Source organism: Ensifer sp. Root278, assembly GCF_001429285.1.
In the GTDB taxonomy this organism is placed as follows: domain Bacteria; phylum Pseudomonadota; class Alphaproteobacteria; order Rhizobiales; family Rhizobiaceae; genus Ensifer.
In genome coordinates this window covers 53,757-80,239 of record NZ_LMJJ01000009.1, presented here as the reverse complement: position 1 = coordinate 80,239, position 26,483 = coordinate 53,757, and the positions used below count along the sequence as shown (strand labels likewise).

Annotated in this window: 22 protein-coding genes and 1 pseudogene; 15 read left to right on the top strand and 8 right to left on the bottom strand. The window is 62.2% G+C overall.

The window, feature by feature from the left end; genetic code table 11:
• Nucleotides 1-123: 123 nt before the first annotated feature.
• A pseudogene (locus tag ASE60_RS10195) lies at nt 124-2,228 on the top strand (carboxy terminal-processing peptidase); the annotation flags it as partial.
• 165 nt (nt 2,229-2,393) lie between these two features.
• Here ASE60_RS10195 and msrA read toward each other — a convergent pair.
• The 6 genes from msrA to ASE60_RS10170 form a co-directional block, all read right to left on the bottom strand.
• Complete coding sequence (gene msrA / locus ASE60_RS10190; protein WP_057249847.1) at nt 2,394-2,900, bottom strand: peptide-methionine (S)-S-oxide reductase MsrA; 507 nt, start codon at nt 2,898-2,900, stop codon at nt 2,394-2,396.
• 224 nt (nt 2,901-3,124) lie between these two features.
• Nucleotides 3,125-3,391, bottom strand: a complete 267-nt coding sequence (locus tag ASE60_RS10185) for a hypothetical protein (protein ID WP_057249846.1) — start codon at nt 3,389-3,391, stop codon at nt 3,125-3,127.
• Nucleotides 3,392-3,575: 184 nt separating this feature from the next.
• Nucleotides 3,576-4,802, bottom strand: coding sequence for an alanine racemase (locus ASE60_RS10180; protein ID WP_057249845.1), 1,227 nt, complete (start codon nt 4,800-4,802; stop codon nt 3,576-3,578).
• A 41-nt stretch (nt 4,803-4,843) separates the two neighbouring features.
• On the bottom strand, nt 4,844-5,800 hold the full coding sequence (locus tag ASE60_RS33595; protein WP_082615799.1) for an ATP-binding cassette domain-containing protein: 957 nt from the start codon (nt 5,798-5,800) through the stop codon (nt 4,844-4,846).
• Nucleotides 5,797-6,723, bottom strand: a complete 927-nt coding sequence (locus tag ASE60_RS33590; protein WP_082615798.1) for an ABC transporter ATP-binding protein — start codon at nt 6,721-6,723, stop codon at nt 5,797-5,799. Before ASE60_RS33590 ends, ASE60_RS33595 begins: the two co-directional genes overlap by 4 nt.
• 255 nt (nt 6,724-6,978) lie before the next feature.
• Nucleotides 6,979-7,932, bottom strand: a complete 954-nt coding sequence (locus ASE60_RS10170) for a LysR family transcriptional regulator (RefSeq protein ID WP_057249844.1) — start codon at nt 7,930-7,932, stop codon at nt 6,979-6,981.
• Nucleotides 7,933-8,056: 124 nt separating this feature from the next.
• Between ASE60_RS10170 and ASE60_RS10165 the strand changes: the two genes are divergently transcribed.
• From ASE60_RS10165 to ASE60_RS10140, 6 genes are all read left to right on the top strand, one after another.
• Nucleotides 8,057-9,985, top strand: a complete 1,929-nt coding sequence (locus ASE60_RS10165) for an ABC transporter substrate-binding protein (RefSeq protein WP_057249843.1) — start codon at nt 8,057-8,059, stop codon at nt 9,983-9,985.
• 77 nt (nt 9,986-10,062) lie between these two features.
• On the top strand, nt 10,063-11,100 hold the full coding sequence (locus ASE60_RS10160) for an ABC transporter permease (protein WP_244495589.1): 1,038 nt from the start codon (nt 10,063-10,065) through the stop codon (nt 11,098-11,100).
• Nucleotides 11,097-11,969: an ABC transporter permease gene (locus ASE60_RS10155; RefSeq protein ID WP_057249842.1), complete on the top strand. Its 873-nt coding sequence runs from the start codon at nt 11,097-11,099 to the stop codon at nt 11,967-11,969. Before ASE60_RS10160 ends, ASE60_RS10155 begins: the two co-directional genes overlap by 4 nt.
• A 54-nt stretch (nt 11,970-12,023) precedes the next feature.
• On the top strand, nt 12,024-13,700 hold the full coding sequence (locus ASE60_RS10150; RefSeq protein ID WP_057249831.1) for a serine hydrolase: 1,677 nt from the start codon (nt 12,024-12,026) through the stop codon (nt 13,698-13,700).
• Nucleotides 13,701-13,708: 8 nt separating this feature from the next.
• On the top strand, nt 13,709-14,815 hold the full coding sequence (locus ASE60_RS10145) for a pyridoxal phosphate-dependent aminotransferase family protein (RefSeq protein WP_244495588.1): 1,107 nt from the start codon (nt 13,709-13,711) through the stop codon (nt 14,813-14,815).
• A 384-nt stretch (nt 14,816-15,199) separates the two neighbouring features.
• Complete coding sequence (locus ASE60_RS10140) at nt 15,200-16,000, top strand: M55 family metallopeptidase (protein WP_057249830.1); 801 nt, start codon at nt 15,200-15,202, stop codon at nt 15,998-16,000.
• On the opposite strand, the gene ASE60_RS10135 is transcribed toward ASE60_RS10140, so the two are convergent.
• A complete protein-coding gene (locus ASE60_RS10135; protein ID WP_057249823.1) occupies nt 16,001-16,942 on the bottom strand; it encodes a LysR family transcriptional regulator in 942 nt (313 codons plus the stop codon). It abuts the gene before it with no gap.
• A 41-nt stretch (nt 16,943-16,983) separates the two neighbouring features.
• Between ASE60_RS10135 and ASE60_RS35130 the strand changes: the two genes are divergently transcribed.
• The 8 genes from ASE60_RS35130 to ASE60_RS10100 all read left to right on the top strand — a co-directional run bounded on the left by ASE60_RS35130 (nt 16,984) and on the right by ASE60_RS10100 (nt 24,944).
• A complete protein-coding gene (locus ASE60_RS35130) occupies nt 16,984-17,169 on the top strand; it encodes a hypothetical protein (protein ID WP_200964170.1) in 186 nt (61 codons plus the stop codon).
• Nucleotides 17,147-18,772: an amidohydrolase gene (locus tag ASE60_RS10130; protein WP_057249821.1), complete on the top strand. Its 1,626-nt coding sequence runs from the start codon at nt 17,147-17,149 to the stop codon at nt 18,770-18,772. The genes ASE60_RS35130 and ASE60_RS10130 overlap by 23 nt, the downstream gene beginning before the upstream one ends.
• A gap of 55 nt (nt 18,773-18,827) precedes the next feature.
• On the top strand, nt 18,828-20,420 hold the full coding sequence (locus ASE60_RS10125) for an ABC transporter substrate-binding protein (RefSeq protein WP_057249818.1): 1,593 nt from the start codon (nt 18,828-18,830) through the stop codon (nt 20,418-20,420).
• An 81-nt stretch (nt 20,421-20,501) separates the two neighbouring features.
• Entirely contained in the window at nt 20,502-21,437 is a 936-nt protein-coding gene (locus tag ASE60_RS10120) for an ABC transporter permease (RefSeq protein WP_057249931.1), read from the top strand.
• A 5-nt stretch (nt 21,438-21,442) separates the two neighbouring features.
• Complete coding sequence (locus ASE60_RS10115; protein WP_057249929.1) at nt 21,443-22,264, top strand: ABC transporter permease; 822 nt, start codon at nt 21,443-21,445, stop codon at nt 22,262-22,264.
• Nucleotides 22,261-23,172: an ABC transporter ATP-binding protein gene (locus tag ASE60_RS10110; protein WP_057249816.1), complete on the top strand. Its 912-nt coding sequence runs from the start codon at nt 22,261-22,263 to the stop codon at nt 23,170-23,172. The genes ASE60_RS10115 and ASE60_RS10110 overlap by 4 nt, the downstream gene beginning before the upstream one ends.
• Nucleotides 23,169-24,131, top strand: coding sequence for an ATP-binding cassette domain-containing protein (locus ASE60_RS10105; protein WP_057249814.1), 963 nt, complete (start codon nt 23,169-23,171; stop codon nt 24,129-24,131). Before ASE60_RS10110 ends, ASE60_RS10105 begins: the two co-directional genes overlap by 4 nt.
• Before the next feature lie 108 nt (nt 24,132-24,239).
• Nucleotides 24,240-24,944 (top strand): gamma-glutamyl-gamma-aminobutyrate hydrolase family protein, encoded by a 705-nt coding sequence (locus tag ASE60_RS10100; RefSeq protein ID WP_057249812.1) that lies wholly within the window; start codon nt 24,240-24,242, stop codon nt 24,942-24,944.
• A 48-nt stretch (nt 24,945-24,992) separates the two neighbouring features.
• Here ASE60_RS10100 and ASE60_RS10095 read toward each other — a convergent pair whose 3' ends face one another.
• Entirely contained in the window at nt 24,993-26,300 is a 1,308-nt protein-coding gene (locus ASE60_RS10095; protein WP_057249927.1) for an MFS transporter, read from the bottom strand.
• Nucleotides 26,301-26,483: the final 183 nt, after the last annotated feature.

The following is a 26,483-nucleotide window of genomic DNA, read 5'->3' as shown; positions in this document are numbered from 1 at the left end:
TCGATTGAGCGGTCATTCGGTCGTAAGAACTGCCGCGCATGATCCACCCGGTTGCCAAAAAACCATAATTGCTTCACCTAGATTGGCATCGACACTCGGCATTAAGAATTGGATCAACGCTGAATGCGCATATCATACGTCTTCCTTGGTGCATTTCTTGCAATCGTACAGTCCGCCTATGCTGAAGTCGCCCCACCGCCTGTTTTGGAGCCACTGAAGCAACAGGCACAAGCGGCGCAGTTGAGTGCAAAATTTCTCTCGCGTTTCAGCTACAAGCCGGTTCAACTCGACGACGCCTTGTCCGCCAAGATCATGGATCGGTTCATCAAATCCCTCGATCCGGATCGCGTACTTTTCCTGCAGGCGGATATCGACGGGTTCATGTCCGACCGCAGCGAGATCGACGATGCCATCCGGCGGAAGAATTTGAAGATCCCGTTTGAAATCTTCAACGTGTACGGTAAGCGCGTTGTCGACCGCATGAGCTACGCGCGCGACTTGCTCAAGCAGGACTTCGATTTCAGCGAGCAGGAAAGCTATCCCGTACTGCGCGAAAACGCGCCTTGGCCGCAGTCGGAAGCCGAGAGCAATGACCTTTGGCGCAAGCGCGTAAAAAGCGACTGGTTGCGGCTGAGACTGGGCGGCAAGACCGACGCGGCCATTCGCGAAACGCTCGCCAAGCGGTACACAAACGCTCTCGATCGCGCTTACAAGTACAAGAGCGATGACGTTTTCCAGTCGTTCATGAACGCCTACACGACGTCGGTCGACCCGCACACGGACTACTTCGGCGCGACCGCTTCGGCCGATTTCAACATCGCCATGAAGCTTTCCCTGGTTGGTATCGGTGCCGTGCTGCAGGAACGCGACGACTACACGACGATCCGTGAGCTCGTGCCCGGCGGGCCGGCGCAGCTTTCCGGCAAGCTTGCGGTCGGAGACCGCATTACCGGTGTTGGCCAGGGCAAGGACGGGGCGATAAAGGAAGTGGTTGGCACCCGGCTGGATGAAGTCGTGCAACTGATACGCGGGAAAAAAGGCTCCGTCGTGCGCTTGGACATCCTGCCGGCAGATGCCGGAGCAGATGCCACGCATCGCGTCGTCACCCTGGTGCGCGATAAAATCAGCCTTGAAAAGCAGGCTGCGCAGAAGACCGTGCTCACTGTGAAAGCGGGCGACGCCACGCGCAAGATCGGGGTGATTACGCTGCCGGCGTTCTACGAGGATTTTGAAGCCCGGCGCAAAGGCGACAAGGACTATAGAAGCGCGAGCCGCGATGTCCGAAAGCTCCTCGACGAACTCAAGCGGGAAAAAGTCGACAGCGTTCTCATTGACGTCCGCAACAACGGCGGCGGTTCACTGGACGAGGCGATTGATTTGACCGGCCTGTTCATCGGCAATGGTCCGGTCGTCCAGCAACGCGGTAGCGATGGTAAGGTCGACGTAAGAAGCGCTGATTTTCCAGCGCCTGCGTGGACAGGCCCCGTGGGTGTCCTGATCAATCGCGGCTCGGCGTCGGCCTCGGAGATTTTTGCCGCGGCAATCCAGGACTACGGTCGAGGCGTGATCATTGGCGAACCCAGTTTCGGCAAGGGCACCGTTCAAGCCGTCGTCAATCTTGACGAGATGGTCCGCAACAGCAAACCCGAATTCGGGGAGCTGAAAGTGACGATTGCCCAGTTTTTCCGGATCGACGGCGGCACGACGCAACTGCGCGGCGTGACCCCTGATATCAGCCTGCCGGCACTTTCCGACCCGACAACCTTCGGCGAGACCAGCTATGACAACGCCCTGCCGTGGGCGCAGATCAAGCCCGCGAAGTATGCGCCCGCCGACACTGTGACGACGTTGTTGCCGAAACTGCAAAGCCGCCATGATGCGCGGGTTGAGAGCGATCCGGACTTCCAACGCCTGTTGAAAGACATTGCGGAGGTGAAAGCGCAGCGCGAGAAAGGGGTAGTCTCCCTCAATGAAGCCGAACGCCGCAAAGAACTGACTGCCCGAGAAAATCGACGGAAGTCTCGCGCGCAAGCAGGCGATGGCGACGATACTGGCGGAGATGATGGTCTCAATGCAAACGAGCGGAGCCTGAGTGCTGACATTGCCATCGAGAATGCCCGCAAGAACGCAAAGGACGTCTTGCTGAACGAGGCGGCCGCCATTCTTGCCGATGAAGCCGTTTGCAGGAAGGCGTGCTAGCGGCGGCCACAAAACGATCGGGAAGCACGGGTGGGACTAATCAGACCCGTGTCACCCCAAGCATTACCGCATCAAAGGATATGCTTCCGAACAAGGGCCCATCGTACCTGGTTGGGCCCAAGCTTTGTCCGGCATCCCCACGACCACAGAGCCTATGCATGACACGGGGAGCTCAGGCACAGCTGCCAGAACGATTACTCCGCCGCCGACCGCTGGGGCAGAACCCAGTTCGGGCGCGGGAAATGGCAGGTGTAGCCGTTGGGATAGCGCTCCAAGTAGTCCTGGTGCTCCGGCTCGGCCTCCCAGAAATCTCCCACCGGCTCCACTTCGGTCACGACCTTGCCTGGCCACAGGCCTGATGCTTCCACGTCCGCGATGGTATCTTCGGCAATTCGCTTCTGCTGGTCATCGACGTAATAGATTGCCGACCGATAGGACATGCCGATGTCATTGCCCTGGCGGTTCTTCGTGGTCGGGTCATGGATCTGGAAGAAGACCTCCAGAATTCGCCTATAGCTGATCCTCTCCGGATCGAAGAGGATTTCGATGCCCTCGGCATGGGTTCCGTGATTGCGGTAGGTCGCATTGGGCACGTCGCCGCCAGTGTAGCCCACGCGCGTATCGGTGACGCCGGGAAGCCTGCGGATCAGGTCTTGCATCCCCCAGAAACAGCCACCGGCCAGAACAGCTCTCTTGGTCATCCAGAATTCCTCCGGTTGATAAATACGCCCTGGTCTCATCTCCGCTCACGGGGAATGAACCGTCGGCGACGGAACTGTAATATAGGAACTCGTTTTGCTCAGATCAGGAGGTCTTCGGGGCGAATTCCGAGCTGAGGCTCTGGAAGTTGGGACAGACTATTTCCGGGTCGCTTAAAAGCGTTAAGCGTCGGGCACGGTGCCTCCGGGGCTGTCGCGGCCGAATGCTACAACGCTCCGGGCTTGAGCGGCTCTGCAAGCCGCGTCAGCAGCGTTACCACTTCGGCCTGCAGGTCCAGGCAGATTTGCTGATGTTCGGATACCTGCTTCTCGCGGCGCGGAAATTCCCGCAACAGATTGTCGAGGGTCATCGACTCGCGCGCATAGGCCTCGTAAAGGTCATAGAGCTGTTGGTTCTTTGTCATGCGCAGGAGTTCGCGATGCCGTGGAAGCACCAGCGCAAGGCGAGCCCGGCCGAGTTGCACCAAACCCATATCGTCTTTTACCCTCTGCTCTAACCTGTGATCTGTACCATCCAGGTTCTCTCGTGCGGTCCGGCGTCTGAACGCACCGGTGGAACGAGAAACGCTGCAAGACGAGGACGGTTCCCGGCGATGTGCAGGCGGAGCCGGAGTGCGAGGGAGAGAGAGTTGAGATTGGTAAAGCCGGTGACGCTCGTCAAGTCTGGCCGCTGCGGGCATCCACGGGCAGGCTGAGCGCGGTACCATCGACGCGACTTAGGACGAAATTGTCAAAGTTGGCGATTGAGGCGCAGGAGTGGTTGGGGAACACACGCACGCGGCTGCCGAGCGGCAAGGGACGTCCCGAGAAGGGAACGAAACCATGCTCTTCGGACAGTCGTTCGAGTGTCCACATACCGGTTTCGCCGTCGCCTTCGGCGCTGACGACAGTGCCGAAGCCTGCACCACCCATGCCATGCGCGCCGCGATCGGAGCTCATGGACTTCGAGCCGGCGTCAATGACGAAGTGCATGTCGTTGGAGGCAACGACGCGGGCGACCACGCAAAGCGCGAGGTCGTCGGCAGAGCAGATACCAAGCCGGAGCGCGGTGCCGTCCAGAAAGACGTAATTGCCAGGCCGGATACAGTCGACCTCCTGGGGCAGCGGCGCGCCCTGGCAAGTCGGCGTCGCGCCGACGGAAATGCAGTCGACCGCGATTCCGCGTTGCCGAATCCGGTCGGCGAGACTGGCGAGGTCTGTCGCCTCATCGCGGGCGATTTTGTTGAGGGCGTGCGGTTGGGAAGCCGCGTAGGCATGTCCGGCGTGCGAAAGCAGGCCGGCAAAACGCAGGCCGTCGGTGGCGGCGATCCTTGCGCACAAATCGAGCGCTGCAGGACCATTGGGTTTGAGGCCGACGCGACCGAGGCCAACGTCGACCTTGAGGAACACGCCGATCTCGACGCCGTGTCGGTTGGCGGCTTCCGACAGCGCATCGACACCCGTTTCGCTCGCCGCAATCGTACGCAGCTCGGCGCCCCGTGCCTTTACCACAGGCAGCAGGCGATCGAGTGACGCGGCGCGGACGATGGGATAGGCGAGGATGATCGACGGAATCCCGGCTTCGGCGAAGATCAGTGCCTCGCTGGGCTTGGATGCGGTTATGCCGCGGGCGCCTGCCTCGAGCTGCTGTCGTGCGATGTAGAGGCTCTTGTGCGTCTTCACATGCGGAAACATCGTGACGCCGGCCGCGTCGGCGCGCTGCTGCATGCCCTTGACGTTGCGCGTAAGCCGTCTCTCGTCGACTTCGATATAGGGCGTCGGTTGCTCGGCAGCCGTTGGACGCAGGAAGCCCTCGGCCTTCACCTCGTTTGCGCCGTTGTCGATGTCTGCCGACGCCATGCCGGCCGCGCTCGCAGCCGATTGCGTCACTTCGGAAGTGCTCATGTTGGGTTACTCTGATCTGGAACGGGAAATTGCGGCCGTTGTCAGCCGGTTGCGACCTGCCGCACGTAATGGGTCGATGAGATCTGCCGCATCGGCAGTTCGCGCGGCACGAAGTCCGGCGCACGCACCGCACTCGGGATTTCGTCGGACATCGGCTGGCGTCCTTCCGGGCGGCGTGTCGGGTCAGCGATCGGAACGGTCGATAGCAGCTTGCGGGTATAGGGGTGCTGCGGGTTGCCAAATACCGAGCGGCGATCGCCGATCTCGACGATCTCGCCGAGATACATGACGGCGACGCGGTGGGCGATGCGTTCGACCACGGCCATATCGTGGCTGATAAACAGCAGGGCGATCTGCATTTCGCGCTGCAGGTCCATGAGAAGGTTGATGACCTGCGCCTGGATCGTCACGTCGAGCGAGGCGACGGCCTCGTCGGCGACAATGAGACGCGGGTTGAGCGCGAGCGCGCGGGCGATACAGATGCGCTGGCGCTGGCCGCCGGAAAACGCATGCGGATAGCGCTCTAGGTGCTCGGGCGAAAGCTCGACCTTAGCCAGAAGCTCGGCGGCGCGGGCGCGTATGACCTCCGTCGAGCCCAGCTTGTGAACCCGCATCGGATCCATCAGCGACTGCTCGATCGTCATGCGCGGGTTGAGCGAGGAGAAAGGATCCTGGAAGACCATCTGGGCTTCGCGGCGAAATCTCGCGAGGACGGGGCGCGGCGCGCCGATCAGCTCGGTTCCATCGAAGCGGATAGAGCCCGACCGTGGTCGATCGAGCTGCATGATCGAGCGGGCAACCGTCGACTTGCCGCAACCGGATTCACCGACCAGCGCCAGGGTTTCGCCCGGAAAGATATCGAAGGTGACGTTCTCCACCGCATGCACCCGGCCGGAGACGTGGCCGAACAGCCCCGCCTTCAAGTCGAAGCGCGTGACCAGGTTGCGCACCGAGACGAGAGGGCGCCGGGCGTCCGTCATTTGCGCAGACGCGTTCATTCTGTCGCCTCCGCGAGTTGCTGCTCCGGTTCAAACACCAGCAGCGGGAATTTTTCCGGCGCATCCTTGTCGGCCATGCTGCCGAGGCGTGGCACGGCGGAAATCAGGGCGCGTGTATAGGCATGCTTCGGTTTGGCGAAAATATCGTAGACCGAGCCGGTTTCGACGATTTCGCCCTTGAGCATGACGCAGACGCGGTCGGCGACTTCGGCGACGACGCCCATGTCGTGGGTGATGAACAGCACTGACATACCGATTTCGCGCTGCAGGGCACGAACGAGATCGAGGATCTGCGCCTGAATGGTCACGTCGAGCGCGGTCGTCGGCTCGTCGAGGATCATCAGCGATGGGCGGCAGGCAAGGGCAATCGCGATCATGACGCGCTGGCGCATGCCGCCGGAAAGCTGGTGCGGATATTGGTCGAGCCGGCGCTCCGCATCGGGCACGCGGACCAGTTTGAGGGTGTTGAGCGCGACCTGGCGCGCTTCCTCCGGCGTCTTGCCCTGGTGATGGATCACCGCCTCGGCGATCTGGTCGCCGACGGTGAAGACCGGGTTTAGGCTCGACATCGGATCCTGGAACACGATCGAGATGTCCGCGCCGCGAAGAGCTTCGACGCGCTTTTCCGAGAGTTTGGCGAGGTCGGCGACCGTGCCGTCCTTCAATCGCATCAGCACTCGCCCGCCGGTGATGGTCGCACCGTCATACTCGGTCAGCCGCATGATCGTCATGGCCGTGACCGATTTTCCGGACCCGGATTCGCCGACCAGCGCGACGGTCTCGCCGCGCGCTATGCGAAAGGAGACGCCGCGTACCGCGCGCAGCTCGGCGCGGGTGTGGGCGGCGAAACAGACTTCAAGGTCTTCCACAGAAAGGATGACATCCTCGGGCAGCTCAGGTGTTGCGGATTTGGACAGGGGCATCAGCACATGGACCCGATTGCGAGGGGACGTTGCGCCCTCAGGTCTCGCAACGAGGTTGCATCCTGTCAATATGGTTGAATGGCAGGGTCGTCCCGGTGAGGCCGGACCGCGCTGCACCACGACCTTCCGCCTATGCCACAAAACCGAGTGAAATCAATGTGTCACGAATGTGGCAGGCAAAACTATGCGTTTCGTGCATTGCATCGCCTGTCTTCGCATAGCCGGCGATCCGCTGCCTTTGGGCGCCACGACGCTCTAGGCGGCGTCGATATCGACATCGAAGCCACTTTTGTACTGCGGCAGCGCCGCGCACTGTTTCAGATGCTGCCACAACCCATCGCTGTCAGGACTGCCGGGACCGGCGCGCCTGAAGATCCGGATTTCCATTTCGAGTGACATCTGTGGCCCGCCGATCTGGGCAAGGCGGCCCTGCCGCATCGCTTCCGCCACGCAGATCTGCGGCAGCCAGGCGACACCGCGCCCGGCGACGGCCATGTGCTTCAGGCCGTCGGCGAGACCCGACTGGTAGACGGTGCTGAGATTGAGCGGGCGACGCCAGCGCGACTGGATCAAGGTCGCCAGCTTGCCGATGTAGCCGTCGCTCCAGGAATATGCGAGGTAGGGGATTTCCGTGCTTTCGGGCACGTCGATGTCGAACAGCGGGCGGCCATTTTCGTCGGTTCCCGACACCAGGATGAGCCGGTCCTTGCCGATCTGCAGGGATTCGAACGGGCCGCCTTCCAGTACCGGCGGGCCATCGGGATGCACATAGGTGATGGCAAAATCGCACTGGCCCGAGCAAAGGTGATCGATGCTTTCAAGGAAGTCGGCGGCATGCATGCTGGTGCGAAGGGGCAAGCGCGAGATCAGCGGCGAGCCGATCCATTTCGGGAAGAAATACATCGCCAGCGTATGCAGCGAAGTAAACGTCAGCATGGCCGAGCTCTCGCCGGCGACATTGCGACAATCGGTGCGCAGCCGGTAGGCCTCGCGCACGAGGCGTTGGCAGCCCGGCAGGAACATCGTGCCGGCCCGCGTCAATTGCACGGGATAGGTGCTGCGGTCGATGAGATCGGCGCCGATCCAGTTCTCAAGCGATTTGATGCGCCGACTAAAGGCGGGCTGGGAAATGTTGCGTGCAGTCGCCGCCGTCGAGAAATTCCTTGTCGCGGCAATTTCCAGAAAATCTTCAAGCCATTGCAGTTCCATGCTGGCCCTCATGCGTGTTTTGCATAGTCTATCCTAATTACACATTGGACAGACGTGCAAGGGCTCTTCTAGCCTCTCCCATAACGAGAAGAAAAACTTCCGCCTCCACCAAATGGGAACAACGATGAAACGCACCTTAGCCCTAGCCCTCTGCCTGGGGCTCGGCATCGCGGCTGCGCCCGCTATGGCCGAGACCAAGAACCCCGGCACTTTCGTCTTCATGTGGACCGACGACATCCAGTCGTTCGACCCGGCCTATATCGCCAACACGCCGAGCTCCTACGGCTCGCTCAATATCTACAGCCGTCTATTGAACTTCAACGGCTCGAAGATTTCAGAGTTCGTGCCGTCGCTCTCGACAGAGGTGCCGTCGCTGGAGAACGGTCTCATCAAGCAAGGCGCGGATGGCTCCATCAGCTACACCTTCCCGATCCGCAAGGGCGTGTTCGCCCACAAAGTCGGGATCAAGGGTGCCGACGGCAAAGTCACCTGGGAATATTACGACAAGTTGACGGACGCGCAGAAGGCGACGATCGAGCCGGGCTACGGCCAGATCACGCCCGAGGACGTGCGCTATTCGCTGTTGCGCGCCATCCTTCAGGGGCAGTCGTGGATGTCGAACGCGATCACCGAAGTGATCACCGCCGGCAAGTACACCGACATCGCCAAGTGGGTTGAGACAGAAGGCGAGGTCAAATCCATCAACGACGCCAGCCCCGAGGTCCTGCGCAAGGTTTACGATCAGCTCGCGTCGCAGATCGTCGTCGAGGGCGACAATCTCACGCTGAAACTGCCCAAGTCGTTTCCGGCAACGCTTGGTGTGATCGCGCTGCCTTTCGGCACCTCGGTCCTTGACAAGGAATGGGTTGCCTCGGTCGGCGGCTGGGATGGCTCGGGCGACACCTGGAAGGCCCATTACCGTCCGGAACTCGGCGCCAATCCGCTGTTCGCCGAAGAAAACGGCACCGGCCCCTTCATGCTCGAGGAATGGGATCGCACCGACCGGCGCATAACGCTGAAGCGCTTCGACAGTTACTTCATGGGGCCTGCCAAGCTCGAGCGCGTGGTGATGCGCACCGTTCCGGAATGGACGACGCGGCGCCTGCAGCTTCTGTCCGGTGACGCCGATTTCGTCACGGCCCCCGTCGAGTTCATCGACGAGCTCAGCAAGACCGAGGGCGTCAAGGTCATCGACGGCCTGCAGAAGGTGTTTTCGCGCGGTGTCTTCTTTGCCTGGCCGCTCGACGACAACGACAATCCGGCGATCGGCAGCGGCAAGCTCGATGGTGCGGGCATCCCGCCGGACTTCTTCGCCGACATCGACGTGCGCAAGGGCTTCAACTATGCCCAGAACTACGATGCGCTGCTGAACCAGGTGCTGCTCGGCAAGACCGTGCAGTCGCGCGGGCCGACAGTGCGCGGCATCATGGGCTATCGCCCGGACTCGCCTGTTTACAGCTACGATCCCGCCAAGGCCGAGGAATACTTTAAGAAGGCGTTCGGCGGCAAGCTCTGGGATACCGGCTTTACCTTCACGGCCTATGTGACCGAAGGCTACCCGCAGCTGACCGCAGCGCTCTCGGCCTTGCAGCAGGGCCTTTCGCGCATCAATCCGAAGTTCAAGATGCAGATCCAGGCGCTGCCATGGGCATCCGTTTCGGACAAGCTCAACAATCGCGAAAAGCCGGCGGCACCCTTGACGGTGATGGGCTGGGGTCCTGACTATTCTGACCCGGGTGGCCCGCTCGGTGCGGCCAGCTACTACCTGTCGCCCACGGGTCTCGTCGGCGGCATGGTCGGCCAAGGTTACCGCGATCTGATGGCCGAGAAGTTCAAGCCGCTGCTCGACGAAGCCTGGGCCTCGGTCGACCCCGCAGTGCGCGAGCCGATCTACGCCAAGCTGCAGGAAATGTCCTACGAATACGCCACCACCCAGTTCCTCTGGGAGGACTTCGGCTACGTCGTCACCCGCAGCAACATCGATGGTTATGTCGACAACATGATCCTCTACGGCGCTTGGGACTTCTACCCGGTCACCAAGGCCAATGACTGATTGGCTAGTGCGCGTCGGGCGGAAAACCGCCCGACGCGCACCTGTTTCATCTTCCCTGAAATCGGAACGTGTGAATCGTGCTGAACTACGCACTCAGACGACTGATGATGCTGCCGATCGTTCTCTTCGCGCTGTCGTTGATGATCTTTGCGCTGCAGATGTCGCTTTCGCCGACCCAGAGACTGGCGGCCTATGCGCCGTCGCCTGATTATCTCAAGGGTGGTCAGGAAAGCATCCGCAGGATGATCGAGCAGTATGGGCTCAATGATCCCTCCTATATCCAGTACGGTCGCTGGATCGGCGGTGTGCTCAGCGGCAATCTCGGCTGGTCGGAGACCGCCCGTCAGCCGGTATCGACGGCGCTGATGTCGCTGTTTCCGGCAACGCTGGAACTGGTGGTGCTCGCCTTCGTTCCTTGCCTGCTGCTCGCCGTCTTCCTCGGTTCGCGCGCCGGCATCTATCTCAACCGCTGGCCGGATCACGTCATCCGCATCTTCACAATTCTCGGCTGGTCCTTCCCGGTCTACGTCTTCGGCCTGTTGATGCTCTTGATCTTCTATTCGGCGCTCGACTGGTTCCCGCCCGGCCGGCTTAGCCAATGGGCACAGACGGTGGTCAGCTCCAGCGACTTCGTGCGCTACACCGGCGCCAATACCGTCGACGCGCTGCTCAACGGCAATCTGGCAATCTTCGGCGATGCGCTTCGCCACCTCGCAGCACCCGTCATCACGCTGACCTATGTCAACGTCGCCAGCATGACGCGGGTGATGCGCACCTCGATGCTGGAAACGCTGCGCCAGGATTATGTGCGCACCGCGCGTGCCAAGGGTCTGCCGCGCCGCGTCGTCGAATTGCATCACGCCCGGCGCAACGCGCTTCTGCCGCTTGCGACCATCGCCGGCATGGAGCTCGCCGTGATGATGGGTGGCGTCGTTATCACCGAGACCATCTTCGATTACGCCGGCCTCGGCCAGTTTGCCGCCAAGACCGCCGCCAATCTCGACTTTCCCGCCGTCCTCGGCTTCGGCCTCTATTTCGCGATCGTTCTGGTGCTGATGAACCTGGTCGTCGATCTCATCTATCCGTTGCTCGATCCGAGGGTGAAGACGCAATGAAGGTTCTTCGTTACCTCGCAAGAAATCCGGTGTCCCTGTTCGGCGTCGTGATCCTGCTTGCCTTCGTGCTGATCGCCGTTTTCGCGCCGGTCCTGGCGCCGCCGCAAAGCTTCCAGCTTTCCCCCTACGACACGCCGCGCGCCGGCTTCCTGGCAACGCCGCAGCCACCGTCGCCGGAGGCCGTTTTCGGCACCACGCAGGGCCAGTACGACATCTTCTACGGTGTCGTTTGGGGCACGCGGACGGCATTCAAGATCGGGCTCGGGGTCGTCGCGATCTCGGTGCTGATCGGCATGGTCGTCGGTGCAGTCGCCGCCTATTACGGCGGGGTCGTCGAGGAAGTGCTGATGCGCATCGTCGACGTGTTCATGGCAGTGCCCTTCCTGATCGCGGCGATGGTGCTGACGGCGCTGCTCGGCAAGGGCATCGTGCCGATCACGATCGCGCTGACGACATTCGGCTGGATGAGTTATGCCCGCATCGTGCGAAGCGAGATCCTGAGGATCCGTGAGATGGATTACATCCACGCGGCGAGGAGCTACGGCGCCAGCGACCTCAGGCTGATCGTGCTGCATATACTGCCGAATGCCATGTTCCCGGTGCTGGTTCTGGCGACGATGGCGACCGGCTCCATGGTGCTGTCGGCCTCGGCGCTCAGCTTCCTCGGTGTCGGTACCGAAGAAGGCTACGCCGACTGGGGGCAGTTCATCGCCTATTCGCGCAACTGGATCGTCGGCCAGCCCGGCAACCCCTTCCAGTTCTGGTACACGCTGGCCTTCCCCGGCGCTGCCGTCTTCCTTTTCGTGCTGTCGTGGAACCTGGTCGGCGATGCGCTTCGCGACATGCTCGACCCCCGTCACGCCCATTGAGACCCAATGCCTTTAAGGTCCCCCAATCCCTTTAAGATCAAAGGAGCATTTTCCATGTCCTCTCTGTCTGCTGCGTCCATCGAGCTGTTCGAGGATCTGATCCGCTACGAGGTCGAGGACAAGGCGATCCCGTCGATCTCCTACGCCCTTGTCGACCGTGACGGCGTGCTTGCCGAAGGCCATGTCCAGCGCCATGACCGCCATTTCGACATGGGCAAGGACACCTGCTTCCGCATCGGCTCGATCACCAAGACCTTCACCTCGCTGGCAATCATGCAGCTAGTCGAGAAGGGCCTGGTCGATATCGATGTCGACGTCTCGACCTATCTGCCCGGTTTCAAGCCGGAAAACCCGTTCGCCGACGCTGAAGGCGGGCCACACGGTTCGGTCATCAGCCTGCGCAAGCTGATGACCCATACGGCCGGTCTCGTGCGCGAGCCGAAGAGCGGCCACTATCTCGACGCCACCCGGCCGCCGCTCGAAGATACGGTCAACGAGCTGGCAAGCTCTGTTCTAAAGCAGGACCCGAGCCTTGGGGTGATGCACTATTCCAATGCCGGCATCGCCGTCGTCGGCCGGGTGATCGAGACGGTGGCCGGCCAGAGCTATTCGGACTATGTCGCCGCCAATATCCTGAAGCCGCTCGGCATGGACAACTCCTCCTGCGGCATGGCGCCCGGCATTCGCGAGCGGCTCGCGCCTGCCGACATGTGGACGCTCGACGGCGACACGCCGGCGCCTGTGTTCAGCCTCGGCGGTTCGCCGGCCGGCAACATTTTTTCCACCACCGGCGACATGGCACGCTACGCCCAATGCCTGCTTCGTGGCGGCTTCGACACGGAAGGGAATTCCATCATCTCGCCGGCGTCGCTGCGCGAAATGTGGACGCCATTCGGCAAGCGTCCGGTCGGCCACGACAGGACGCTCAACGGCTATGGCCTGTGCTTCGGTTCCGGCGACGTCTATGGCTGGACCTCCGTCGGTCACGGCGGTGCTGTCTATGGCTACGCCTCGCAGATGATGCTTCTGCCTGCCGCCGGCGTCGGCGTGCTGGTCTTTGCGACCCTTGATTTTGCCAACCAGATCGCCTCGTGGCTCGGCGTCGACGGCGTGCGCATCGTCCTTGCCGAGCGCAAGATGGGCAAGATGCCGGAGCGGACACAGCGTCCTCCGGAGATCTCCGAAGCTCAGTTCAAGACCCTGCCGGGCTACTATCGGGACGACACCACGCAGGAGATCGTCGAGGTCAAGTCCAAGGACGGCAAGATCTATCTGATGGGCGAGGGTGTGCCGCACCGGATCCGTCCGGTTGCCGGCAACGACTTCGTCATCGATGGTCGTATCTACGGGCGGGGCGCGGACTACGCCCACATGAACCTTTCCTTCCCCGAAGCCGGCAAGCTCGTTTGGAAGGATGCCAAGTGGACACGCATCGAGGCGCCTGAGGACGAAACCGTGCCCGACGCGATCGCGCCACATCTCGGCGAATACGGGCCGGATTTCAACATCACCTACCTGACCTACAGCCATGGCGGGCTGAAATGCCTGATCGAGTACTTCTGCACCCACACTTGCGAGCCGGTCGAGGAAGGCCGCTTCCGCATGCATGGACGGCTTTACGAAGACGAGATCCTCGAGCTCGACGCCGTCGACGACAACGGCAAGCGCGGCATTCGCGTCGGGCCGATGTTCCTGGAACGGCGCAGCCCGTCCCAGGCGGAAGCGGCGTGAGCCGGACCATGGCCGCTCCGATCAGCGCTCCGATCAGCATGGAGTCACCCCTGGGCGCCCGCATGTTCATCGGCGGGCGCGAGGTCGACTATTATTGCGGCACGTCCTACTTCTGCCTGCACGGCCACCCCGAAGTGATCGAGGCGGCCTGCGACGCCACCAGGCAGTACGGCATGGGCCCGGGCACGCTCGCCCACATGCAGGTCTATGCCGACCTGCAGGGGCGTCTGCGCGACTGGTTCGGCACCGAGGAGGTCGTCTACATGATCTCCGGCTACACCAGCCCGATGGTGCTGCTGCAGGGCTTGCGCGACGATTTCGACGTGATCCTGATGGATTCGGCGACGCATTACAGCACCCGCGACGCAATCCCGACGCTCGGCAAGCGGATCCATGTATTTCGCCATGCCGACCCGGACGATCTGGCCGCGCAATTGTCGCAGCATGTGAAACCGGGCGAGCGGCCGGCGGTTCTGACGGATGGCGTTTTTCCGTCCTCGGGCAAGTTGGCGCCGCTTGCAGATTTCCGGCAAGCGATGGCCTCCTATGATGGCGCATTGCTCTGCATCGACGATTCCCATGGCGTTGGCGTCCTTGGCGAGACCGGCCGCGGATCGCTGCAACATGCGGGGCTCGAAGGCGAGGGCAACTATCTTGCCGGTACGATGAGCAAGGCATTCGGTGCGCTTGGCGGCATCGTCCCTGGTGGCGCGGATCTTGCCGCGAAGATCGCGGGCAATGCCATGATCATGCGCGGTGCCTCGCCGGCGCCTCCGGGTCTTGCGGCCGCCGCCGCAGCATCGTTGCGGGTTCTGCAAACGACGCCGGAAAAGCGTGCCAATCTCGTCCGCAACGTCAAGCACATGCGCAGCGGGCTGCGGGCACTGGGTTTCGAAGTCGCCGACACGCCAGTGCCGATCGTCACCATCAAGGGCGTCACCGACCTCGAGCAATTGCGCGATCGTCTTGCGGAGCGCGACATCATCGTCAGGGTGCAGCAGCCCGGCGGCTATTCCGATGCGTCAGACGTCTCGACCATGCGGCTTGCGGTGTTTTCCGAGCACACGCCTCACCAGATCGATCGGCTCCTACAGTCGATGGCCGAGCTTCTTTAAACCTGAGAGGCAGCGCCGCGGCCGAAGCTGGTGTCGGTAGAGTCCGGCCGTCCGTCGACGGAGCGCGGATGTCCGTTTGTGGGTGAGCCAATAAGTAATTGAAGTATCAGGAATTAGGCGATTTTTGCATGGAGTTTTGCCCAAATTGAATTGGTCAGTGGCGGCGAGTTGCACCAATGTTCCGTGCAAACGACGCGCGAATAGATCGCATAGCGCTGTCCGCCTGCCAGTAGCGCCGCTCCGATGACCGTCTCGACCGTGCTCCCCGATCGTCCGCAGAGACCAAGTCGTCGGCGGCACTGAACGTGCTTGGGCCCCGCGACGCTTGCCCGAAACGACCGCACCTACCCCGTAGTTGCCGACAGACCGAAGGAGGAACCGCCTATGAAAGTCTTTATCTCCGCCGATATCGAGGGTACCGCAGGCATCGCCCATTGGGACGAGGCCGAGCGTACCCATGCCGACTGGGCCGAATTCCGAGCCCTGATGACCGCCGAGGTGGTCGCCGCCTGCGAGGGGGCGCGCGCCGCGGGCGCGACCGAAGTCGTGGTGAAAGACGCCCATGACAGCGGCCGCAACCTCATTCTCGACCGCTTACCCGACTACGTCCGCATCGTGCGCGGCTGGTCCGGCCATCCGGATGCCATGATGTTCGGCCTCGATGCCGGCTTCGCCGCGGCGATCTATACGGGCTATCACTCCAAAGCCGGCAGCGAGGACAATCCGCTCGCCCATACCTCCACCATGCGCATCTCGCGCCTGCTCCTCAATGGCGAGGTCGCCTCGGAATTCACCGTCAACGCGCTCTGCGCCGCCGGCTACGGCGTGCCGTCGGTCTTCCTTGCCGGCGATGCGGGCATTTGCTCGCAGGCGCGGGCCATGGTGCCGGGGCTGAAGTCCGTGGAAACGCTGGAGGGGAAAGGTCGTTCGACGACTTCGATCTCCCCGGCCTGGTCGCGCCGGCTCATTCGCGAAGGCGTAGCAGAGGCGCTTTCCGGCGATTTCGCACAGGTCCTGCCGAGAAGGGCAGAGCGCTACGAGGTGGTGATCGAGTTCAATAATCCGACGGATGCCTATCGTGCCGGCTGGTATCCCGGCGCCTACGCGCACGGTCCCCGCGCCGTCGCCTTCAAGCACGCGGATTTTGCGGAAATTCTGCGCGCGCTGGTCTTCCTGAAAGCCTGATCAGGCGGGTTCACGCTCCAAGAGCAGCTTTGCTGTTTGCCAGAGGTCTTCGACCCTGCGGTTGCGCGACGCGGCGTGACGGTAGAGGCGAATTTCGAGGTCGAGGTTCCATCCCGCATCCGCGGAGGCGGGCACGAGGCCCCCGGCCTCGATCACGTCGTGCGCGAGGCTCTCCGGCAGCCAGCAGACGCCGGCCCCTGTCATCGCCATGTTCATCAGCCCGGCGCTGATCGTGTTCTCATGTGTGGTGCGGCGCCGGAAAGGCGGACGCCGGAGCATAAGGCGGGAAAGGGCGACACCGAAAAACGAATTGAACCCGTAGCTCAGATAGGGGATGGCGAGCCTTGGCTGGGCGACGGCGCGGTCGAGAATGTGCAGCCCCGGCAGCGTGCCTCCGGCCAGGGAAACGTTTGCCGCGGCAAGCGGGATCAGCCGGTCATGTGCGATTGTCAGCGACGAGAACTGTCCGCGGTCGAGGTGGAACGGCACCTCCGAATGGGCATAGGTCAGGAAGAAATCTGCCTCGTCGCCGATGAGGGCCTCGAGGTTCGCTTCGATGCCGCCACGGTCTGCCATCAGCGAGGTGCTGAAGGCGCCGCCTGCCTTTTCCAGCAGTTTGAGCCAGCGCGGGAAGATCGTTACCGTCAGCGTGTGGAGCGCGGCGAAGCGGATGAGACCCTCTTCGTGAGACGGACGCAGCGACTCGCGTGCCGCGTAGAACGTTCGGATTGCCTCCTGCGCGATGGGGAGGAAATTCCGACCTGCCGGCGTCAACTCCGCCGGCATGGTGGCACGGCTGATGAGCGTCGCACCGAGCCATCCCTCCAATTGTTTGATGCGCCGGCTGAAGGCCGGTTGCGTCACGTTGCGCAACTCGGCAGCGCGCGAAAAGCTCCACGTATCGGCGAGTGTCACGAAGTCCTCCAGCCACTTGATCTCCATGCCCAGCTCCCTTGTGCGTTAGAGTTGTAGGGGATCATAAGTTGTTGGAAAGAAATCGCTATGCCGATATTGCATCAGCCTTTGCTAAAAGCGAATTAGCCAAACCCCAACAAACCTTCCACGTTGCGCCCAAGGCAAACAGTTCTGATTTCAGCCAGCAGAGGAGGCTGCGAAATCAGGCTGATAACAAAAGGGAGATTGTTAATGGCCTTCCAGCTTCACGCTGATCTTATCCTGCGCAATGGCCGAATCTGGCGGGGCAGGGAGGAGGGGATCAGCGAGGCCCTTGCCATCTGGCAGGGCAAGGTCCTGGCCACCGGCAGCGACGCTGACATGCTGAGCCTCAAGGGGCCGCGCACGGAGGTCATCGACCTCGAAGGCCGTTTCGCCAGCCCCGGCCTCATCGACAACCACCTGCACCTGATCTCGACCGGCATTACCATGGGTTGGGTCGATGCGACGCCTGCCGCCGCGCCGACACTTGCCGTCCTGCTCAAAAAGCTTGCCGAGCGTGCCGCCGCCACCCCGAAAGGCACCTGGGTGCGGGCGCGGGGCTATGACCAGGTCAAGCTCGATGTTGGCCGGCATCCGACCCGAGAGGATCTCGACCGGGCGGTGCCGGATCATCCTGTGCTGCTGACGCGGGCCTGCGGCCATGTCGCCATCGCGAATTCGCTGGCGCTGAGGCTGGCTGATGTCACCGAGGCGACGCCGGTGCCGGATGGCGGTGTGATCGGCACCACTGACGGCCGTCTCAACGGCTTCCTCGCGGAAAATGCGCAGAACCTCATCAAGGGTGCCATGCCGGAGGTGACGACGGAGGAACTGATCGACGGTATTGAGCGCGCAGGGCGTTATCTTCTGTCGCTCGGCATTACCAGCTGCATGGATGCGGCCGTCGGCCAACTCGCGGGCTTTGCCGAAATCCAGGCCTATGAGATGGCCAAGCTTTCCGGTCGCCTGCCGGTGCGCGTCTGGCTGACGCTGCTCGGCGACCCCGGTGTCTCGATCGTCGAGGATTCCTGGCGCGCGGGTCTCATATCCGGCGCTGGCGACGATATGTTGCGCGTTGGCGCGGTGAAGATCTTTCTCGATGGCTCGGCCGGCGGGCGCACCGCCTGGATGACGAAACCCTATTTGGGCGAGCCCGACAATATCGGCGTGCAGATGCTGCCCGACGCGGAGGTCGAGGCGATCGTCAAGTCCTGCCACGATCGGGGCTATCAGATGGCCTGCCATGCCATCGGTGACGGTGCGATCGAACAGCTTGTCACCGCCTATGAAAAGGCGCTTGCCGCCAATCCCGATCCGGACCGGCGTCACCGCATCGAGCACTGCGGCTTCTCATCGCCCGGGCAAGATGCGCGCATGAAGGCCGCCGGCATCCTGCCCGCGCCGCAGATGGCCTTCATCCACGATTTCGGCGACAGCTACGTCTCCGTGCTCGGCGAGGAGCGCGGCAAGGCCTCCTACCAGATCGGTACCTGGATGCGCATGGGCCTCAAGGCCTCGACTGGCTCGGATTCTCCCGTCTGCTTGCCCGATCCCTTCCCGAACCTTCACGCCATGATCACGCGCAAGACCGGCAGGGGCACCGTGATGGCGGAGGCGGAGAAGCTGAGCCGTGAGGAGGCGTTACAGGCCTACACGGAATACGGCGCCTATTCGCAGAAGGCGGAAGGTGTGAAGGGCAGGCTGGTACCTGGCCAGTGGGCGGACATCGCCGTCTTCGACAACGACCTGCTGGAGGCGCCGGCGGATACCATTCTCTCAGGCACACGCTGCCTGATGACCCTGCTTGCGGGCCGCGTCGTGCATGACGCGCGCTGACGGCCTGCCGGACTGATCAACACAAAGCCGAAAACGGCACGAGAGGGAAAACAGCATGCTGAAAAGATTGACACTGGCCGCAATGCTTAGTCTCGGGGTGGCCACAGGAGCGCTGGCCGCGGGCGAGCGCCATGGCGGGACGCTGGTCTTCACCGCCCCCTATGGCTCGAGCTTCGCCACACTCGACGTGCAGGCGAGCCCGAACACGCAGGAAGAATTCATCACCCAGGCTATCCACCGCGCGCTTTACAGCTGGGATTCGAACCAGAACAAGCCGGTGCTGGAACTGGCAACCTCGGAAGACGTCTCCGAAGACGGCACGGTGCACACCTATCACCTGCGCGACAATGCCGTCTTCCACAACGGCAAGCCGCTGACGGCAGACGACATCATCTACAGCTACAAGCGCATCGCCAACCCGAAGAATGCCTTCCCGGGCGCCAGCTACATTGCCGTCATCAAGGGCGCGGAAGATTTCATCGCCGGCAAGGCGGAGGAGATTTCCGGCCTCAAGAAGATCGATGACCACACGCTGGAGATCACCTACACAGGCCCGATCAATCCCGGCTTCCCGCTAATGCAGAACACGACGGTCATCTATCCGTCGAATGTCGAGGATGAATCGAGCTTCGCAAAGACCCCCTTCGGCCTCGGCGCCTTCGTCTTCAAGGAGCACGTGCCGGGTTCGCAGGTCGTCGTCGAGAAGTTCGACAAGTATTACGAAGAGGGTAAGCCCTATCTCGACCGTATCAACATCGTGCTGATGGCCGAGGACGCCGCCCGCGACGTCGCTTTCCGCAACAAGGAAATCGACGTCTCCATTCTCGGCCCCACCCAGTACCAGGCCTATCAGGGCGAGGAAGTTCTAAAGGATCATCTGCTCGAAGTCGCCGAGGTCTATACGCGCAATATCGGCTTCAACCCGGCCTTCGAACCGTTCAAGGACAAGCGGGTACGCCAGGCGATCAACCACGCGATCAACGCGCCGCTGATCATCGAACGCCTCGTCAAGAACAAGGCTTACCCCGCCGCCGGGTGGCTGCCGATTTCCTCGCCTGCCTTCGACAAGGACAAGGTGCCCTATGCCTTTGATCCCGACAAGGCGAAGGCCCTTCTGGCGGAAGCAGGCTATGCCGACGGCTTCGAGTTCGAAGTGACGGCGAGCCCGAACGAAAGCTGGGGCGTGCCGATCGTCGAGGCCATCCTGCCGATGCTGAAAAAGGTCGGCATCTCGGTAAAGCCGAAGCCGGTCGAAAGCTCGGCGCTCGGTGACGCCGTGACGTCGAACAACTTCCAGGCCTTCATCTGGTCGAACCTTTCCGGTCCCGATCCGCTGAATGCGCTGCGTTGCTATTATTCCAAGACGCCGCAGTCCGCCTGCAACTACGCGAGCTATGCGAGCCCGGAGTTCGACAAGCTCTATGAGGCAGCCCAGCAGGAGCGAGACTCGGCCAAGCAGAACGACCTGCTGCGCCAGGCCAACAACATCGTGCAGGACGACGCGCCGGTCTGGTTCTTCAACTACAACAAGGCTGTCATGGCCTATCAGCCATGGATCCACGGCCTTGTTCCGAACGCGACGGAACTGGCGGTCCAGCCCTATGACGAGATCTGGATCGACGAAACGGCGCCGGATGGGCGCAAATAAGCCTTGAGAGGTTCGGGGCGGCTTCGGCCGCCCCACACATCAGTTGTCCCGCCCGTCCGGGTGGCCAAAATGGAACCGCTCATGTTTCGTTTTACCTTGCGCCGCATCCTGCAGGTCGTCCCGACGATCGTCGTGGTGGCGCTGCTGATCTTCGTTATCTTCTCCGTCGTTCCCGGTACCTTCGCGGCCAGCCTCTTTGCTGACGGCAAGCGTGCCGCAGATCCGCAAATGATTGCTCGCCTCAACGAGGAGTTCGGGCTCAATAAACCGCTGATGGAGCGCTTCGTGACCTATGTCACGGATCTCGCGCGGTTCGATCTCGGTACCAGCTTCCGCACGCGCCAGCCGGTTGTCGACCTCATCAACGATCGCATGGGCGCCTCGCTTCAGCTTGCCGTCGCCGCCATGGCCTTTGCCATTGTCGTCGGCGTGCCGCTCGGCTTCCTTGCAGCACTCCGGCCAGGTTCGATCCTCGATACGGTGACGATGATCGGCGCGGTCTCAGGTCTGTCGATGCCGCAATTCTGGCTCGGCCTGTTGATGATGTATCTTTTCGCCCTGCAGTTGAACTGGTTGCCGAGTTTCGGCTATGGCGACGGCTCGTTGCGAAACCTCATCCTGCCTGCCGTAACCCTCGGTGTCACGCCGCTGGCGCTGCTCGCACGCACCACGCGGGCCGGCGTGCTCGACGTATTGAACGCCGATTTCATCCGCACCGCCCATTCCAAGGGCATGAGCGAGGCGAAGGTGGTGCGCTGGCATGTGGCCCGCAATTCGCTGGTGCTGATCGTCACTACGGTCGGCCTGCAATTCGGCTCTTTGATCGGCCAGGCCGTCGTTATCGAAAAGCTGTTCGCCTGGCCCGGTATCGGCTCGCTCCTGGTCGATAGCGTCGCGATCCGCGACATCCCCGTGGTGCAGGGCACGATCCTGGTTATCGTGCTTTGGTTCCTGATCATCAATACCGCCGTCGATCTGGTCTATGCCGCGATCGATCCGCGCATCAAGCAGGAGTGACGCGCGTGCGCCTCGGCTTCAACTTCTGGCTCGGTGCGACGCTGACCGCGCTCGTCATCCTCGCCGGCATTCTCGCCCAGTGGATCGCACCCTTCGACCCGGTGCTCGATGCGGATCTGATGAGTTCGGAACTGCCGCCGGATGCCACTTTCTGGTTCGGCACGGACGGGCAGGGACGGGACGTCTACACCCGCATCCTCTACGGCGCACAGATCTCACTGACCGTCGGCATCGTGTCGCAGGTGATCAACTCGATCATCGGCGTCACGCTCGGCATGACGGCCGGCTATTGGGGCGGCTGGTGGGACGATCTGGTGAACGGGCTGACCAACGTCATGCTCGCCATCCCTTCTTTGATCTTCGCGCTCGCCGTGATGGCCGTGCTCGGCCCCGGCCTGCCGTCGCTCCTGATCGCGCTCGGCCTGACCAATTGGAGCTGGACCTGCCGCATCGCACGGTCCTCGACACTCTCGTTGAAATCGCAGGGATACGTGCAGGCGGCGCAGACGCTCGGTTATGGGGATCTGCGCATCATGTTCACGCAGGTCCTGCCCAACATGATGGGACCGATCCTCGTCATGGCGACGCTCGGTATGGGGTCGGCGGTGCTGTCGGAGGCGGCGCTCTCCTTCCTCGGCCTCGGCATTCAACCGCCGTTCCCGAGCTGGGGCTCGATGCTGACCGATGCGCGGCAGCTCATCCAGCTCGCGCCCTGGGCAGCGCTCTTCCCCGGCCTTGCCATCTTCCTCTCGGTACTCGGTTTCAACCTTCTCGGCGACGGCCTGCGTGACAGCCTCGATCCGCATATGAGGACGCGCAAGCCATGACCACGCCGCTTCTCGACATCAGGGATCTGCGCCTCGTCGTTTCGCTCGGTCGTTCGGCCCACCATCCGCTGCTCAAGGGCGTCTCCTTCCAGATCATGCCGGGCGAGGCCTATGGTCTCGTCGGCGAATCCGGCTCCGGCAAGTCGGTTACATCGCTCGCCGTCATGGGGCTCTTGAAAAGGCCGCTCGCCGTTTCGGGCGGGGAGATACTGTTCAAGGGACAGAACCTGTTGGCGCTGCCGAAACGCGAGATGCGGCGCCTGCGTGGCAACCGCATCGCCATGATCTTCCAGGAACCGATGACCGCGCTGAACCCGCTTTCGACCGTGGGCCGGCAGATCGCCGAAATGTTCGTGCTGCATCAGGGAAAAAGTTGGGGGGAGGCTGAAAAGCTCGCCGTCGAGGCGCTTGGGAACGTGCGCGTGCCCAACCCCGATCGGCGCGCGAAGAACTACCCGCATCAGATGTCCGGCGGACTGCGCCAGCGCGTGATGATCGCGATGGCGCTTGCCTGCAGCCCGGACCTGCTGATTGCCGATGAGCCGACGACCGCGCTCGACGTCACCGTGCAGGCGGAAGTGCTGCGCCTCATCAAGGAACTCTGTGCGGCGCGGGGCACTGCAGTCCTCTTCATCAGCCATGACCTCGGCGTCATCGCCAGTATCTGCCAGCGCGTCGGCGTGATGTATTCGGGCTGCCTCGTCGAGGAAAATGAGACGCGGGCACTGTTCGAAGGCCCGCGGCATGAATATACCCGCGGGCTGCTCGGCGCCCTGCCGCGCCTTGGCAGCCGTAGCGAACATGGGCGGCAGCGGCTCGTCGATATCGACAGCATCATCTCCGATCGCTCGAAGCTGACCGAGAGCCGCTTCATCGCACCGCGCGACCTGGAAGGGAGCCAGCCATGACCGCTCCGCTGCTGCAAGTGGACGATCTGCACGTCCGTTTCCCCATTTCCGGCGGCGGCCTGCTCGGCACCGGGCGGCGCGCGCTTCACGCCGTCAACGGCATCAGCTTTGAGCTGGCCAAGGGCGAATGCCTGTCGATCGTCGGCGAATCCGGCTGCGGCAAGTCGACGACGGCGCTATCCATCCTCGGCCTCCAGGAGCCGAGCGAGGGCATGATCCGCTTTCGCGGACAGCCGCTTGCCGGCCCCGGCGCGCCAGGTCGCATGGATAGGGCGAAGGCGGTGCAGATGGTGTTCCAGGACCCCTACGCCTCGCTCAACCCACGCCAGTCCGTGCGCACCTCGCTTGCCGCGCCGCTGCGCCTGCACGGCATAACCGCTGCCTCCGAAATCGAGGGCCGCATCGAGGCGATGCTGAAGAATGTCGGTCTGACGCCCGAGCAGGCGGGGCGCTACCCGCACGAGTTCTCCGGCGGCCAGCGCCAGCGCATCGGCATCGCCCGCGCGCTGATCCTCGAGCCCGAGATCGTCGTGCTCGACGAGCCGGTCTCTGCCCTGGACGTATCGATCCGCGCACAGATCATCAACCTGCTGCTCGACCTTCAGGAAAAGCTCAGCCTCTCCTATCTGATGATCAGCCATGATCTTAGCGTGGTCGAGCATATGAGCGATCGGGTGCTGGTCATGTATTTCGGCGAGATCGTGGAAGAGGGCGGCTGGCGCGAGATTTTCGAAGCGCCCACCCATCCCTATACGCGACGGTTGATCGCGGCCATTCCCGATCCGGATGCGGCCCTGAATTCGGCGGCCAAGCCGGATCTCTACCCCACCATGCCGCAACTCGTCGGCCGCAGCTTCGTTTCCGACGGCAGCACCGCGCCGGATGTCTTTACGGCACCGGCGCGATCCGAGCTTATCGAGATCGGCGGAAACCATAGGGTCCGGATGGCTGTGGCCTAGCCAGCGGGTCTCGTTCGGAGATAGATGTGGTGTCGGTATGAAAACGACTGCCTGCGCGATCCGGACGGGATAAATATACGTAGAATTTCTAGATTCTGGGATGAACCAATGGACCGCATGCCGAAGATCGCCGTGATCATGGATGAGAACACCAGTTCAGGTGGCGGACGCTATGATACCTCGAAGAATTACTTCTCCGCGATCCGCCGCGCCGGCGCTTTTGCCTTCGGCATCCCGTACATTCCTGATCTGGTTGACCAGGTCGTCGAGGAGTTTGACGGGTTCCTGAGCGTCGGTGGCCGTATCAACTTTCCGAAAGACTGGTACGTCGATGGAGACCAATCCCAGTATCCGCCATCTGATCGTCTTGCCGTCGATATGGCGTTGATGGAAGGGTTCCTCGCGCGCGAAAAACCTGTGCTTGGCATCTGCAATGGCATGCAAATGCTTGGGTGTCTCAACGGCTGCCGGATGGTCTCGGATGTCCATTCGTCGTGGCCGGAAGCCCTCAATCATGACCAGGCAAATGTGTCGCATGACGTGCGCATCGTCGCCGGCACCAGAATGGTTGAAATCTTCGGCGCCGACACATTCGCTGTGAACACGTTTCATCGAGAGGCGATTGTGGAGGTATCCGGCGCCGTGACCGTCACGGCCCGAGCATCCGATGGAGTCGTCGAAGCGATCGAGATCGGCTCGCAGTCTTTTGCCATGGGGCTGCAATGGCACCCGGAATTGCTGGACGCCGAAAGCCATCCGGGCGCTCGCGTATTTGACGCGTTTGTGGAGGCTGCAAGCCGTCGATCCCGTTAAGCGGGCAAAACGACATAGCATCGCGAGGGTAGGCTTCTATTGGCGCGCTCAGTTATTGTGGCCGCTGTAGCGTAGCAGTTCCGGAACACGCAGAGCCAAGATCGCAAGTGAAATGGCCAACAGCGTCCCGCTGATCAGCGCCACATTGGCAATGCCGATGATTTCTGCCGCCGAGCCGAGCAGCAGGCTCGAAACCGGCATCACGCCGATGGTCAATTCCTGGATGCCCATCACGCGTCCCTGCACGTGCGGTTCGGTCATCATGAGCATGAGCGTGGTCTGCAGGATGCCGAACGGTGACGCCGACAGTCCGATGAGCCCCATGAGAGCAAACGACAGAGGCACCGAGGACGACAGAGCGAAGGTCGCCCATAGTCCGCCCCAGATGGCCGTGCCAATCAGGAAAAGGCCGCCCTTGTAGCGGAAGTCTCCGAGACTGGCGATGACGAGAGCCCCGGCCAGGCTGCCGGTACCGGCGCATGCCAGTAACAGGCCGAGCCCCTGTGGCGTCAGGCCCAGATGTTCCCTAGCGATAACCGGCATGAAGCCCTGGTAGATCGGCCACAACAGAATATTGGCCAGGAACGTGACGCCCAGGACAGACCGGAGGAGGACGTTCCCGGAGATGGTGCGAAAGCCTGACGCGACAAGGCTCACAAAGCCGTCTTCTCGATCTGGTTGCCGGCCGCTCTTCAGGTTCCTCATCGGCCAGAGCGCTACGAACGAAACGAGATACCAGCCGGCGGAGATCGCTAGCGCCGATGCAGCTCCGAATGCCACGATCATCGTTCCTCCAAGCGCCGGCCCGATCATCTGCATCATGCTCAGGATAAGCGAGTTCAGAGCATTCGCGTTGCTGAGCTTCTCGCGATCGACGAGGTCGGCGACCAGCGCGAAACGTGCCGGCTGGGATGGGGATTGCGCCAGGCCAATGCAGAAGCCCCCAAAGACCAGGCCCCAGAAGGATATTTTGTCCAGGGCTACGAGAAGCGCAATCACGCTGAGGACGGCAAAGGCCCAGCCGGACGCAGCCAAAAGCAGTTTGGGCCGGTCGAAGCGGTCCGAGATCACGCCTGCGAGGGGACCAAGCATCATCGGCCCCAGCCTTGCCGCGGTGAAGAGGGCGACGGAAAACTCCGAGCGGGTGGTCTCAAACACCAGCCAGCCGAGCACGAGCGTCTGCGTCCAGAGGCCCCCGAAGAAGAAAAGGTTGGATATCCAGAGCCTTCGATACCCTGGATAAAGGAGAAGCGACGACGCGATCCTGGCCAGGAAACCGACATGAGGCGTGGATGAGGAAGAGCGCTCGCTTGGGACCGTGTCGGAACGTCCTGCGCTGTCCAGTTCTTGCGTCATCACATTGCACCTTTCCAGGCAGCCGTTCGCCTCGGGTTGGATCTGTTCTTCGAGAGGCAGCTGCTCGTTGCGGCGTCTGCGGTGCCAATGCGATGTTCGCCGCCGCCGCATTGCGCAATTCGCGATCGGAGCGCGCGACATCGGCCTCGCCTATAGGGATGTTCTCGGCTGTTCGGAAATTAA

Coding starts and splice junctions, on each gene's coding strand:
- msrA (WP_057249847.1), bottom strand. CDS start 2,900: ATGACCAAGAGAGCTGTTCTGGCCGGTGGCTGTTTCTGGGGGATGCAA.
- ASE60_RS10185 (WP_057249846.1), bottom strand. CDS start 3,391: ATGGGTTTGGTGCAACTCGGCCGGGCTCGCCTTGCGCTGGTGCTTCCA.
- ASE60_RS10180 (WP_057249845.1), bottom strand. CDS start 4,802: ATGAGCACTTCCGAAGTGACGCAATCGGCTGCGAGCGCGGCCGGCATG.
- ASE60_RS33595 (WP_082615799.1), bottom strand. CDS start 5,800: ATGAACGCGTCTGCGCAAATGACGGACGCCCGGCGCCCTCTCGTCTCG.
- ASE60_RS33590 (WP_082615798.1), bottom strand. CDS start 6,723: ATGCCCCTGTCCAAATCCGCAACACCTGAGCTGCCCGAGGATGTCATC.
- ASE60_RS10170 (WP_057249844.1), bottom strand. CDS start 7,932: ATGGAACTGCAATGGCTTGAAGATTTTCTGGAAATTGCCGCGACAAGG.
- ASE60_RS10165 (WP_057249843.1), top strand. CDS start 8,057: ATGAAACGCACCTTAGCCCTAGCCCTCTGCCTGGGGCTCGGCATCGCG.
- ASE60_RS10155 (WP_057249842.1), top strand. CDS start 11,097: ATGAAGGTTCTTCGTTACCTCGCAAGAAATCCGGTGTCCCTGTTCGGC.
- ASE60_RS10150 (WP_057249831.1), top strand. CDS start 12,024: ATGTCCTCTCTGTCTGCTGCGTCCATCGAGCTGTTCGAGGATCTGATC.
- ASE60_RS10145 (WP_244495588.1), top strand. CDS start 13,709: ATGGCCGCTCCGATCAGCGCTCCGATCAGCATGGAGTCACCCCTGGGC.
- ASE60_RS10140 (WP_057249830.1), top strand. CDS start 15,200: ATGAAAGTCTTTATCTCCGCCGATATCGAGGGTACCGCAGGCATCGCC.
- ASE60_RS10135 (WP_057249823.1), bottom strand. CDS start 16,942: ATGGAGATCAAGTGGCTGGAGGACTTCGTGACACTCGCCGATACGTGG.
- ASE60_RS10130 (WP_057249821.1), top strand. CDS start 17,147: ATGGCCTTCCAGCTTCACGCTGATCTTATCCTGCGCAATGGCCGAATC.
- ASE60_RS10125 (WP_057249818.1), top strand. CDS start 18,828: ATGCTGAAAAGATTGACACTGGCCGCAATGCTTAGTCTCGGGGTGGCC.
- ASE60_RS10120 (WP_057249931.1), top strand. CDS start 20,502: ATGTTTCGTTTTACCTTGCGCCGCATCCTGCAGGTCGTCCCGACGATC.
- ASE60_RS10110 (WP_057249816.1), top strand. CDS start 22,261: ATGACCACGCCGCTTCTCGACATCAGGGATCTGCGCCTCGTCGTTTCG.
- ASE60_RS10105 (WP_057249814.1), top strand. CDS start 23,169: ATGACCGCTCCGCTGCTGCAAGTGGACGATCTGCACGTCCGTTTCCCC.
- ASE60_RS10100 (WP_057249812.1), top strand. CDS start 24,240: ATGGACCGCATGCCGAAGATCGCCGTGATCATGGATGAGAACACCAGT.
- ASE60_RS10095 (WP_057249927.1), bottom strand. CDS start 26,300: ATGACGCAAGAACTGGACAGCGCAGGACGTTCCGACACGGTCCCAAGC.